We start from the raw sequence: 12,558 nt of genomic DNA on the forward strand, positions 1-12,558 counted from the left end.
AGACCGAGTAGAGCAATCAGAATCCTAAGGGCATGCCTGCGTACAATATGGGCATGGTTGTGGGCAACCTAGCCATGCTTTTATAGTTGCAATTTTTGTGCATGGGAGATGTAGTGGCTAAAACAGCGCTGATTACCGGATTGACGGGACAAGATGGCTCTTACCTGGCAGAGCTACTGCTTAGTAAGGGATACAACGTATACGGAATGGTGCGTCGTTCCAGTTCTAGTAGTTTTGGACGTATTAGTCACTTTGCTGATAAGGTCCGAATTATTTCAGGTGATCTGCTCGATCAGTTTTCGTTGATGGACGCCATTGATGAGGCGCAGCCAGATGAGATTTATAACCTTGCATCCCAGAGCTATGTACCGCTGTCTTGGACACAACCTGCGCTGACAGCAGAATATACAGCTATTGGTGTGTCTCGGTTGTTAGAGGCGATCCGCCGTTGTAAGCCGGATGCAAGGTTTTACCAAGCCTCCAGTAGTGAGGTATTTGGGCAGCCGGATGAGTCTCCACAGACCGAACGTACGGCATTTCGACCCCGTAATCCCTACGGTGTAGCTAAAGCCTATGCCCACTGGATGACGATTAACTATCGTCAGAAATACGATCTCTATGCTTGCTGTGGCATTACATATACCCATGAGTCACCCAGGCGGGGGGCAGAGTTTGTGTTTCGTAAGATTACTCGCGGTGCAGTAAAGATTAAGTTAGGTTTGGCGAATGAATTGCGGCTGGGCAACCTGGAGGCTCGGCGTGACTGGTGCCATGCGGAAGATGTGGTTAATGCCATGTGGATGATGCTGCAGCAGGAGAAGCCGGACGACTATATTATTGCTAGTGGTGAGACCCACTCGGTTAAAGAACTTGTAGACTGTGCCTTTTCTTACGTTGGTTTAAATTGGCAAGATTACGTTTCCATTGATCCTGCTTTTTATCGACCAGATGAGCCCGTTGTGCTGGCTGGTGCCATTGATAAGATTAAACGCGAAATTCAATGGCAGCCCAATTACTCTTTTTCTAAATTAGTTGAGGCAATGGTTGATAATGAACTTAAAGAACTAACGGCTGACTCCTATGGAGATTAGATGGCTGTAGGTTAATATCTGTCACTTAATTCTTGGAGTTGTGGGCAGTACGCCCACTTAAGATGATTTCTTGGTGGCGAATGGCTGTATTAGCTACTTCCCAGGGAAACGTAAAGGATTGGAAGGATTCTGGAGAGATTTTGTCAATGTCGAGATCGACGACAACTTTTCTAAGGATTTCTAGGAGTTGTTGTCGTAGGTTTTGTAGTTCATCAAAATCTTGGGCCTGTTCTATTTTTTCAATCAGGTCCAGAATTTCTAGGTTGTAGCGGTCGGCGCGATCCTTTTGATTGCTGATGAACCATTGTCGACCTTGCCACAGGCTAGAGCAGATTAAGATGCTAATAGACATTAACAGGCCAATGGATTCAGCATAGGTGACTAAAAAACTAGGATTGTCTTGGGTGTAATAGGCGCGAGCACCTTCATGGAGTGGAAATCCAAGGTTTTGGCTGTTTTCTGGAGATTGAATATTAGCCGTCCGCGGATTGATGCGGATTAGCTCACTGCGATGTTCGTAGAGAATGCGAGTGATGGTTTTAACAACATCAGGATGGGCATCCACATTGGCAATGAGTAATGCGCTGACAGAAACGACAGGTAAATCTTCAGACGGGATAGGAGTGCCGCCATCGTAGCTACCTTTAGGAATGATGGTGGATTCTAGGTAGGGTTGAGTTAGCTGTAGCGCGCCGATTTGGTCTATAGGGACTAGCTTGAACTGTTCATTGGACAGTAGTTGAGCAACGCTGCTGTTGCCCAGACCAATAATACGGAACAAGGCGTCGACGGTCCCGTTTTGCAGGGCGGTGTGGGCTTCAGTGACGCCCATGGGTTGAAATTGAAAATCGTTTTTGGTGAGGCCATAGTGTTGACTGAGGGGCCAGAAAAGATTGTAGGAACCACTGCCTTCAGGCATTAGGGCAATACGTCTGCCCTTTAGGTCGGTCAGATTGTTGATGTTGGCATCTTTGTTGGCAATGAGATGAAACATCTCAGGGTACAGCTGGGCAATGGCGCGCACATTGCGTTGGGTGGGGGTGTCATTTTGTACCAGGGCGAGATCAACGGTATGGGTGTGGACATCGTCCATATTTTGATTTGACCCTGGAGATGCGACGACTTCAACGCGGATCTTAGGTTCGTTCGCTTCAGTGACTTGGGCAATGGCTTGACCAAAGGCGTAGTATTCACCGGTAGGGCTGCCTGTGGCCAGGCGAATGGTGTAGATACGGTTCTGTTCTTGGATGAGTTTGGTGATGGATGCGATCGCAACCCCTACACTCACCAAAACCACGAGACCTAACCCCCAGCATCCCCACTTACCCATGCCTCTATTTCTCCGTATCCAACGCGAGTTCTGCCGATAGAAAGTCTATAAACTGTCGAGCACTACGTCCGGAACGTCCGTTGTGACGGGTGGCCCATTGTCTCGCTCGATAGTCCAAATCCTCCAGCGATAGGTCTAGCCCAACCTGTTTTGCTAAGTGATGCACAATGTCTAGATACATCGGTTGGTCAGCGGCTTCAAACGTCAGGGTAAGGCCAAAACGATCACTAAAGGAGAGCTTTTCTTGGACTGTATCCCAAGATTTGAGCTCATCTGCATCCCGAGGACGGGGCCGATCAGCAAAGAACTCTCGCACGAGATGGCGTCGATTTGAGGTGGCATAAACCACTACATTTTGGGGACGTCGAGTCAGACCACCTTCTAGTACAACCTTGAGTGCTTTGAATGCATCATCGTCTTCTTCAAAGGAAAGATCGTCGACAAAAATAATGAACTTTTGCGGTTGGGGTCTCAGGGATTCCACAATCGTCGGCAGGTCATACAGGTCTGCTTTGGCAACCTCAATCAGACGCAAGCCACGGTCACCATACTCAGTGAGCAATGCTTTGACTAAGGATGACTTACCGGCTCCTCGACTGCCGTATAGTAATACATTGAGGGCGTTAAACCCGGCCAGCAAAAATTCGGTATTTTTCACTAGAGCATCTTTAGGGCCGTCATAGGCAGCCAAATCCTCCAAGCGAATGGGATCTGGCTCAGTGATGCCCAGGAGTTGACCTTGCTGCCAACGAAAGCCACGGAACTGACCAAACTTGCCTGTGCCTTGATGTTGATAATAAGTCACGAGATTGTCGATGCCTGCTGACCAATCTGGTGACAAGTCCACTGGCAACGGTTCGGGCATTAAAGACCATACAACCGGTGCTTGGGGAAGCTGACAGGCGGTTTGCACACACTGGCTGACATAGCTGGGAGATAGGCCGTATAGATTTTGGAGAATGTTTAGATCGTGGCGGGCTGCTGCTATGAGAGGTACGGGTAGTTTCGCCATCGTTAAGCGCTGTGCCGCTTGAGTAAACGCATTATCGGCAATCAACATCCGCTCAACTAGATGGCCTCCCCAGCTTTTGCCTGTGTTGGCCAATGCTTGAAACCATTTGCCATAGGCAGTGAGGCACTGGGCTCGTTCGTTGGTCAGACCTTTGCTGGTGCTGAGGGCTTCTAACAACGATAAGAATGTTTGACCTACGGTATCGTTGAGAACAGCCTGATACAGTAAGAGCGAGGCCGTCTGCTGTCGGTACTGAGCGATGGTTGCTGCCCCAAATTCCTTCATCCTCAATCCCTTTGCACTATGTCATTAGGACTTATCATCGCATTGATCTATGGAATCCTTGCTGTAGTGGGTGGTATTGTTGGCTACCTTAAGGCTCGTAGTTTGCCGTCGTTAATTTCTGGCATTGTCAGTGGGCTACTTTTACTGATCGGGGCACTGCGAGCCGCGCAAGGCATTGCCAGCGGTCTTTGGGTGGTCAAGATTGTCACCCTGTTGCTCTTAATCGTGTTTATTATTCGATTGGTAAAAACTAAAAAGTTTATGCCTGCTGGGCTGATGGTCATGGGGGGAGTGATCACATTAATTGGGGTCTTTGCTGGCTAGTCTTCATCCTATAGTCAGCAGCCCTCCGGCACCTTGAGACAGTCTTTATCCTATAGCCAGCAGCCCCCATTGGGCACTTTGAGACAGTCGCATACTACGAGTGTTTTGATGGGCGTTATCAAAGGGGTAGGCTGTTTATTTTGTTGTTTGAGTGTTGTCAGTTGTCAGACCCATCTATCTGAGGGAAACGCGTCAACCCAGGTAGCTGCCAGTCGTTCAACAACGGCTGATCAAGAGGCTTCAGTGGCAGCAACGGTACAAGCTACCAGTCAGCAACTACCCGTTAGCGTTAAGACTCAAGACCCACCAACTGAGTCAGCAGCCCAGACAGCGATCGCAAAACAGTCATCTGTTCAAGATCCTGGCGTCACAGAGATCGCAAAACAGCTGTCTGTTCAAGATCCTGGCATCAAAGTTTATGTGATGGTCCCCCAGCGTCAAGGGGTTCTACGCAGTCAGGATGATCATAGCCGCATCAATATTCGAACACAGCCAACCACAGCATCAGCGTCTCCTCACTATGGGCTTCCAGGAGATGAGGTGACGGTGTTGGAAGCCACAGCCAGGTACCAGGGACATGTTTGGTATTTTGTACAGTTCACTCAGTCTGGGGTAGAGGGTTGGGTCCGAGATGATGTGATCGAGATTGATCGGTCCGATATTGATACAGCTGCAGACATTGGCATAACCTATGTCGATGCGCCAGTTAGCAGTAGTGAAACGCTTCAGTTTGCTCCAGGAACCAATGAGGCGGTGATTTGGGAGAAAACTGTGACCCAAGGCTCTCAGCATGAATATTTCTTTTTTGCAGATGCGGGACAAGAGCTGTCTGTTTCGTTACAAGCCGGGGATGAGAATGCTGTTTTCCAGATTTATTCTGAAGAAGCTGACTACTGGCTACATCTGATCGGTGATTATGTTGGAGCGACATCAACAGATTGGTCTGGCCCTTTGCCTAAGAGTAGTACGGGGCGTTATCGTATCCATGTGCGGCCAACCTGGGCGGATGCGGTTTATTCCATGCGTGTGGTGATTAAGTAACCAGGTGTGTGACTCCTAAGCCTGGCTGGTTATTCGGCATGAGGCGACCTAATTCCAAGGTGGCTCCGCAGCAGGGATTATCCTTGAGATTAAGATGACTGTCGAGATCGAGGTGATGGGCGAGGGGCGATAGCTGAGCTAAGGCTGTATTGGAGAGAGTGCTGTCGGAATAGCAGCCAAACATGACGCTGAGGCCACAGGCGCGGGCAGTGTGGATCATGCGATGGGCTTCGGTGAGGCCACCGGATTTCATTAGTTTAATGTTGATGCCGTCGATATGCTGCGCTAAGGGCATGATGTCTTGGCTGGTGAAGCAGCTTTCGTCGACAAAAATGGGTAATGGTGAGTGCTGTTTTAGCTCGGCTAGCTGGTGGTTGGCGCTGACGGGGAGGGGTTGCTCCAGATAGGTGATGTTACGCTCGGCGAGCCAGGTGGCCATGGTTTTGGCGTTGTCGAGAGTCCAGCCGCCGTTGGCATCAACGCTGATTTTGTCGTGGGGATGAAATTCGGATTGTAGGGCGCTGAGCATGGCTTGGTCGGCTTCAATACCAGCAGGGCTGCCCAGCTTGATTTTGATGGAGCGGAGATCAGGATAGTCGGCATGCCAGCGGCGGATGCGATCGCATGCTCCTTCTGGGGTATTAATGCCCACGGTGACAGCGGTTGGCCCAATTCTTTGTGGATCTAATCCCCATAGTTGCCATAGTGGTAGACCGACCTTTTTGCCAAGCCAGTCCCAGAGGGCGACGTCGATGGCGGCGCGGGCGGCTGAGCAGGGGGCGATTTGGTCGAGGCTTTCTTCGATGATTTGTCGGTCGAGGGGATGGTACAAGGAAATGCCTTCGATGATTTGGTCGAGGGAGTGGGTGATGGTTTCAGGGGTTTGGGTTTGGTCGCCGATGGAGAAGGGAGTGGCTTCGCCGTAGCCAGTGATGTTGTCGTCGGTGAGTTGAATGAAGAGATTGGTGGATTGGGAACGGGTGCCGCGGCTGATGGTGAGGGGGACTTTTTTGTGGAGGGTGATGGGGTGGTAGGTGATGTGCATAGGTGGGTTTTGAAGGGGTATTTGAAGGGTTGGGATTTTAGGGTATCTCGAAAGGTGTTAGATCCTGCGTGGGGCTCCTCCGAGTTCCCCACACCCCTATGGGCAGGGCGGGACGCCGCCCTACAACCCTCGTAAAAATAATTACGTTGTCCCGATATGCGTGAAAAGGGAGTGGTCGGTAGAGTGGATTTTAATTTTTCTGTGGCATGCCACAGAAAAATTAAAAAAGCATGGGGTATCTATGCTTTACCTCAAATAGTTTTTTCCTTGTCGAATTTTTCTAGTTGAAAGGTTCTGAAGGGAAAGGGGATGACTTTTCTTTTACGGTGTGGAGCGAATGCGGAGCAGCGTAACTACCTGACCGGCCACTAGTGCAATCACCATAAGATACTACTTACCAGCCCAACTCCTGTGCAAGGGGCCTGGGGAAGTTGAGTTCCCCAGATAAGGGGTTTCAGGGGGGCAAGCCCTGAGCAGTTGATTTTGCCATTACCCGACAAATAGAGCCGCTAAACTTAATCTCCCAACCGATCTCCCCTGCTGGCAAACTAAACCTCACGTGTATTTCGTTGACTATTGCAAAATGGTTTTAGAGGCAATGCGTGTTTTCTTTTTGGCCTGCTCTGACAGGTCTTGACCTGTCTGGAGCTGAGTGACGTTTTCTTGCAGGACCGTAGCGGCGTTTTGGTCGCCCATTTGCAGGGCAGTTTGGGTTGCAGACTGAAGCATCGTGATGGCTCCGCTGCGATCGCCTGCCTGTAGCTTAGTTTCTGCAATCTGGGTTTGGCGATATTTGGCTAGGGCCAAGATGTATTGCTGCACCTGAGGATCGCTCTGGGGCTGATAAACGGTTTGAGCGGTGACATTGATAGTGGCTTTATCAGTGGATAGAGAGCTGCCTAAGGTGGGATCATCATACTGGATGGCAGCATAGGCAATGGTATGGGTGCCTGCGGGTAGTTGGGAAATGTAGATGTTCGCCAGAATAACGCGGGGGGTATTGTCCATCAAATCTCCGAGACGGACGATGGCTTGCTCGCCTTCTCGACGGACGTCTAATTCAATCGTTTCTGGCAATACCTGGGCAATGGGTTTGAGTTCTGCTAACCGTACTTGAGGTTGTAATGTCAGCACCAGGTACGCATTCGTAAGGCTGACGGCCTGAACACGGTTAAAGAGACGGCTGAACTCTTGAATGGCGGTGTCAGGATTTTGGATGTAAGTCAGGCTACCGTTTCCTGCATCGGCCAGTTGTTCCAGCACATCCTGGTTCCAATGGTCACCGAAGCCCAAGGTGCTGACGGTAAAGCTATAGCTAACGGCAATCTGGGCTAGTTTGAGACAGCGATCATTGCTGCCGTGCTCGTTTTCACCGTCGGTGAGCAGAAAAATTTGAGAAACGGTGCCGCTTTTACCTTTGGAGATTTCTTGGATGCCGAGTTTCAGGCCTTCGTCGATGGCGGTGCCACCACCGGCGCGAATGCTTTCGATGGCTTGTTTGATGGCATCCGGATTCGTTGTGGGCTGGTTGGCGACAATTAGCTGCGCTTCGTGATCAAACGACACCACCGAAATGCGGTCTTGGGGAGATAGGTTATCGACAATTTTCTTGGCAGCAGCGCGGACGGTTTTGATGGGAGTGCCGCCCATGGAGCCGCTTTGATCGAGGATGAGACATAGGTTTAAGGGGGGACGGTCACCACTGGATGCGGCCTGGACGGAAATGGCTAAGTGGCGCTGGCTATTGGTTTGAGCGGTGTCTAGGTTGCGATCGCTAATGGACCACTGCACGTTAGCTTTCATACATTCGTTTCCCTACCAATGGTGCTATCGATATGGTTCTGGAGATTCACCCTAAATACATCACCCTAATGTGCTTAAAGCATTGACGTAATTTGCCGAAAAATTACTGCCAAAGACAACGCTCTAGTCAATCTCAAACGCTAATGTTCCCGTCGGGATAAACATAGTGTGATGGCAAGATGTGGGGAACGTGCAGATAGGGCTACATAACTTGACGCAAAATTCCTTAAAAAGACCCATTCCATGGGCGGATATCCCCCAAATTCCTAGCCTGCTAGCTTGTTCAGAGCGAGTTACACTATGTAGACGTCAATGGGACGTGACATCGCACCCATTGAATTAAAACGTTGAACGGTGAACAGCTGACACCGCAGAGGGCTAACTGGGTCTATGAGTTCTAATATTAAAGCCGTACAGGCTCCTTACTATGGCGGGGATGCCGCGTTTCGTACTCCCCCTCCCGATCTACAATCGCTTCTTCTGAAAGAGCGGATTGTCTACTTGGGTACGCCCCTAGTGTCGTCAGACGATTACAAGCGTCAAATGGGTATGGACGTCACCAGACTGATCATTGCCCAGCTGCTCTATTTAGAATTTGACGATCCCGATAAACCTATCTATTTCTATATCAATTCCACTGGAACATCCTGGTATACCGGTGATGCCCTTGGCTTTGAAACCGAAGCCTTCGCCATCTGTGACACCATGCGCTATATTCGCCCACCGGTCCATACCATTTGTATCGGTCAAGCCATGGGTACAGCATCCATGATTTTGGCGGCGGGTACCAAAGGATTTCGAGCGAGTTTGCCGAATGCAACCATTGTTCTAAACCAGCCCCGTACGGGTGCCCGTGGCCAGGCTACCGATATTCAAATTCGTGCAAAGGAAGTCCTGGCTAACCGTGAGGCAACCCTCGATATTCTGTCCCGTTCCACTGGACAAACGCCCGAAAAATTGCAGAAAGATACGGATCGTATGTTCTACCTGACTCCTGCGGAAGCTAAGGAGTATGGCCTCATTGATCGGGTCCTAGAAAGTACGAAAGATTTGCCAACACAAATTCCAGCGGGTATTGGGTAGCCATGTCTGTAGAACGTCCTATTCGAGTACCCTACAACCTGCCTGGCAGTCAACGTTGGACTTGGGTGAACATTTACACCCGCATGAGTCAAGAACGCATCTTGTTTTTAAATCAGCCTTTGACTGACGGTGTGGCAAATTCGCTGATATCGGCTTTTCTATACCTGGATTCTGAAGACCCTGGTAAGCCTATCTATCTATATATAAACTCCCTCGGTGATCCCGTTATGGCTGGAATGGCCGACGGCTCAGCGGGCATGATGTCCATTACCTCGGGGCTGGCTATCTACGACACCATGCGTCATATTAAGTCTGATGTGATTACTATCTGCATGGGCCAAGCCATTGGCATGTCTGCTGTATTGCTATCTTGCGGAGCCAAAGGCAAGCGCTCCAGTCTGCCAAATTCGTCTATCGCGCTAGTGCATCCCTATAGTGGTACCCGCGGTCAAGCCACGGATATTGAACTCAATGCTGACGAGGTCCTGAGTAAATCAGCATTGATCACTCAGCTGCTAAGTGAGAACACTGGTCAGCCTGAAGAAAAGATCCATAAGGACATGGAGCGGATTTTTTACCTCACCCCCCAAGAAGCCATTGAGTATGGCTTGATCGACCGGGTGATTGAGAAACCTGCTTAATTTTTGAAATAACCCCTTACCCCCTATAACCCCATGCCTATCGGTATTCCCAGCGTTCCATATCGCCTTCCTGGTAGCACCTATGAACAATGGATCAGCATATACGAGCGTCTGTTTCGTGAGCGCATCATTTTCTTAACTGAAGAAGTTACAGACGGTATCGCTAATGCCATCGTGGCTTATATGCTGTATCTGGATTCTGATGATCCCAGCAAGCCGATTTACCTCTATATCAATTCTCCAGGTGGCTCGGTTACAGCTGGCATGGCAATTTACGACACCATGCGCTATATCAAGTCAGAGGTCGTTACGATCTGTGTGGGGCTGGCTGCTTCCATGGGCTCATTTTTGTTATGTGCCGGGTCTCCCGGTAAGCGTCTAGCGCTGCCGCATTCTCGTATCATGATTCACCAGCCATTGGGCGGTGTTGGTCAGCGTCAGGCAACAGACATTGAAATTGAGGCTAATCACATTGTTCAGATTAAGCGTCGCTTAAATAGCTTGATGGCTGAGCATACTAACCAAACGATTGAGCAAATTGAAAGGGATACAGACCGGGATAATTTTATGTCGGCGGAAGAGGCAAAAGCCTATGGTCTGATTGATCGGGTAATTGAAGAGCGTGTGTAATAGATGCGCCTCTTAATTTTCATTTTGCACACCACACTCATGGGCCACGCCTAAAAATTTAGGTTCTCACCTAAATTTCCAAGCGTGGCGTAATATTCGTCATGTTCTGCGTTTTAATGGCAGAATCTGAAGCAGTTATTGGGTGAAATGGGGCTAGCTGATCATTACCGCACATTAGGGTTACGAACGGGGGCATCATTTGATGATGTCAAGGCCGCCTATCGTAAGTTGGCGCGTAAGTATCATCCAGATGTTAATCCTGATGATCAAGGGGCTCAAGATCGTTTCATCAAGGTGACTAAAGCCTACGACGCATTGCTGGAGATATTGCAGCCTGATGAGGAACCTCAAGAAGAGGACGCTGTGGTGGCAAAGACTCCGGTAGAAGAAGAACCTAGTCCGGTTCAAACGAATCCAGGATTATCGGATCATGAGCAAAAGCTGAAGCAAGATTCCTATCGGCAATTGCAGATGTTGTTCAAACAGCAGAAGTATCCGCGTGCGATCGCACTTGTGGAGGGCCTTGCTCAGCGCATCACCCAAGACCCAGAAGTTCGTCAGTGGCAGGCCATCACCTACCAACGTTGGGGCCGTCAGCTGATCACCCAAGGCCAGTTAGGAAAAGCCCGCATTTATTTAGATAAAGCTCTAAAAACGGACCCTTTAAATAAATCTCTCTGGGTTGAAATTAACCGCGATTTCCAATCCATTGAACAACGCTTGAGATAGCAGTTGTAATTTTTAATTGGGCCTGCAATCAGCTCTACAGCGTGCTAAAAATTCTAAAAGTACTAAAACAGCAGTTTTAACGTGGGTACTTCGACTTCTTCCTTTGTTCCGTCAGATTTTGATGTGCCAGCGGTGCTGGAAACCGATGAGTATCGTCTACGAATGCTGACGGTTAATGATGTGGTGAAAGACTTTGAGGCAGTTATCACCAGTGCTGACCATCTGAAGGGGATTTTTCCGCCCCCCAGTACTTGGCCAGATGGTTTGACCTTAGAGCAGGATTTAATTGACCTGGGCTGGCATCAAAAAGAATTTCAGCGGCGCACCTCTTTTGCTTATACAATGATGAGTCCGGATGAAAGCCGCTGCCTGGGCTGTGTGTATTTTTATCCCTCAGATCGCCAGGGCTATGATGCCTATGCTCTGCTGTGGGCACGGCAAAGTGAATTGGTTAGTGGCCTAGAAGATCGTTTGTTGGCTACTGTGCGTCAATGGTTAGACGATGCATGGCCGTTTGCATCGGTCGGTTTTCCGGGGCGGGATTTGAGTTGGGACAATTGGTTCGCTTTGCCAAAACGGTAAAACTCCATAAAATCAATTTGTAGAGGCGTTTTATGGAGCCCCTAAAAATTGATTTCAAAATTTATTCCTATTCCTGTTTCATTGTGAGGCTGAGTTGATAAATCTCTCGTTTGGAAAGACCGGTTGCCTGGGCGAGCTGGCGGCTGGCTTTAGAAGGAGAAAGTCCCTGGGAGATAAGGGTTTCTAGCTGTTGGATGAGATCGGCTTCAGAGATCGGTTTCGGGGTGTGTATGTGACCTGCGATCGCCACCGTAAACTCTCCCCTCGGCTCGTTGACGGTAAAATGCGCAAGCGCTTCATCGACAGTGCCGCGCCAAAATTCCTCATAACGCTTGGTTAATTCCCTGGCTAGGGTGACCCGACGTTCGCCCCCCAAATGGGTTTGCAAATCGGCCAGGGTTTTGATCAACCGATGGGGGCTTTCGTAAAGCACCATGGTGCGTGGTTCTGTTGCTAATTGCGTCAGTCGTTCAGCTCTTGATTTCCCTTTAACTGGCAGAAATCCTTCGAAGGTAAAGCGATCTGAGGGTAATGCTGAGGCTGCGATCGCACTCACCACCGCCACAGGCCCTGGAATTGGACTGACAACGATTCCGGCTTCAGTGCAGGCACACACCAGTTCATAGCCTGGATCCGAAATCCCTGGCATACCCGCATCGCTTACCAGGGCAATGGTTTGGCCTGCTTGCAGTTTTTCAATTAGCTGAGGTATTCGCGCCTGAGCATTATGCTCGTGATAGCTGATCTGCGGCGTCTCGATCTGATAATGATGTAGCAGCTTACCCGTGTGCCGGGTATCTTCCGCTGCGATTAGATCCGCTTCCTGCAGGATACGAACAGCCCGAAAAGTAATATCCTCAAGGTTGCCAATGGGGGTGGCAACCAGGTAAAGCGTACCAGCAGTAGACAACGTCAGTATTGGTTACAAGTCTTCCTTAACCATACAATTGAAATACAGGTTC

The 12,558-nt window shown here is 49.5% G+C and carries 13 protein-coding genes; 8 read left to right on the plus strand and 5 right to left on the minus strand.

From position 1 onward, the window contains the following. Positions 1 to 113: 113 nt before the first annotated feature. Complete coding sequence (locus U2F10_RS21095; RefSeq protein ID WP_163671574.1) at positions 114 to 1,091, plus strand: GDP-mannose 4,6-dehydratase; 978 nt, start codon at positions 114 to 116, stop codon at positions 1,089 to 1,091. A 25-nt stretch (positions 1,092 to 1,116) separates the two neighbouring features. On the opposite strand, the gene U2F10_RS21100 is transcribed toward U2F10_RS21095, so the two are convergent. After that, complete coding sequence (locus U2F10_RS21100) at positions 1,117 to 2,421, minus strand: TAXI family TRAP transporter solute-binding subunit (RefSeq protein WP_163662328.1); 1,305 nt, start codon at positions 2,419 to 2,421, stop codon at positions 1,117 to 1,119. 4 nt (positions 2,422 to 2,425) lie between these two features. Then, positions 2,426 to 3,718, minus strand: coding sequence for an ATP-binding protein (locus U2F10_RS21105; protein WP_163698638.1), 1,293 nt, complete (start codon positions 3,716 to 3,718; stop codon positions 2,426 to 2,428). A gap of 18 nt (positions 3,719 to 3,736) precedes the next feature. Here U2F10_RS21105 and U2F10_RS21110 point away from each other — a divergent pair, with 18 nt between their 5' ends. Continuing rightward, complete coding sequence (locus U2F10_RS21110; RefSeq protein WP_163662324.1) at positions 3,737 to 4,042, plus strand: TMEM14 family protein; 306 nt, start codon at positions 3,737 to 3,739, stop codon at positions 4,040 to 4,042. A gap of 108 nt (positions 4,043 to 4,150) precedes the next feature. Beyond that, positions 4,151 to 5,083, plus strand: coding sequence for an SH3 domain-containing protein (locus tag U2F10_RS21115; RefSeq protein WP_499873183.1), 933 nt, complete (start codon positions 4,151 to 4,153; stop codon positions 5,081 to 5,083). Here U2F10_RS21115 and U2F10_RS21120 read toward each other — a convergent pair. Beyond that, positions 5,076 to 6,128 carry a dipeptide epimerase gene (locus tag U2F10_RS21120; RefSeq protein WP_163662320.1) on the minus strand — a complete coding sequence of 351 codons (1,053 nt, stop codon included), beginning with the start codon at positions 6,126 to 6,128 and terminating at the stop codon, positions 5,076 to 5,078. The two genes, U2F10_RS21115 and U2F10_RS21120, sit on opposite strands and share 8 nt — an antisense overlap. 573 nt (positions 6,129 to 6,701) lie before the next feature. After that, a complete protein-coding gene (locus U2F10_RS21125; RefSeq protein WP_499873184.1) occupies positions 6,702 to 7,931 on the minus strand; it encodes a vWA domain-containing protein in 1,230 nt (409 codons plus the stop codon). Positions 7,932 to 8,321: 390 nt separating this feature from the next. On the opposite strand from U2F10_RS21125, the gene U2F10_RS21130 reads away from it, so the two are divergent. The 5 genes from U2F10_RS21130 to U2F10_RS21150 all read left to right on the plus strand — a co-directional run bounded on the left by U2F10_RS21130 (position 8,322) and on the right by U2F10_RS21150 (position 11,596). Next, positions 8,322 to 9,014 (plus strand): ATP-dependent Clp protease proteolytic subunit, encoded by a 693-nt coding sequence (locus tag U2F10_RS21130; RefSeq protein ID WP_163662316.1) that lies wholly within the window; start codon positions 8,322 to 8,324, stop codon positions 9,012 to 9,014. 2 nt (positions 9,015 to 9,016) lie between these two features. Then, positions 9,017 to 9,655 carry an ATP-dependent Clp protease proteolytic subunit gene (locus U2F10_RS21135; RefSeq protein ID WP_499867565.1) on the plus strand — a complete coding sequence of 213 codons (639 nt, stop codon included), beginning with the start codon at positions 9,017 to 9,019 and terminating at the stop codon, positions 9,653 to 9,655. 33 nt (positions 9,656 to 9,688) lie between these two features. After that, positions 9,689 to 10,285, plus strand: coding sequence for an ATP-dependent Clp protease proteolytic subunit (locus U2F10_RS21140; RefSeq protein ID WP_163662312.1), 597 nt, complete (start codon positions 9,689 to 9,691; stop codon positions 10,283 to 10,285). Positions 10,286 to 10,432: 147 nt separating this feature from the next. Beyond that, positions 10,433 to 11,014: a J domain-containing protein gene (locus U2F10_RS21145; protein ID WP_499873185.1), complete on the plus strand. Its 582-nt coding sequence runs from the start codon at positions 10,433 to 10,435 to the stop codon at positions 11,012 to 11,014. Between the two features lie 81 nt (positions 11,015 to 11,095). Continuing rightward, positions 11,096 to 11,596 carry a GNAT family N-acetyltransferase gene (locus U2F10_RS21150; protein ID WP_499867562.1) on the plus strand — a complete coding sequence of 167 codons (501 nt, stop codon included), beginning with the start codon at positions 11,096 to 11,098 and terminating at the stop codon, positions 11,594 to 11,596. Positions 11,597 to 11,663: 67 nt separating this feature from the next. Here the strand turns inward: U2F10_RS21150 and rsmI are convergent, their stop codons facing one another. Continuing rightward, a complete protein-coding gene (rsmI, locus tag U2F10_RS21155; RefSeq protein ID WP_499873186.1) occupies positions 11,664 to 12,506 on the minus strand; it encodes a 16S rRNA (cytidine(1402)-2'-O)-methyltransferase in 843 nt (280 codons plus the stop codon). Positions 12,507 to 12,558: the final 52 nt, after the last annotated feature.

The organism is Leptothoe sp. EHU-05/26/07-4 (assembly GCF_043421015.1).
Lineage (GTDB): Bacteria > Cyanobacteriota > Cyanobacteriia > Phormidesmidales > Phormidesmidaceae > Leptothoe > Leptothoe turfae.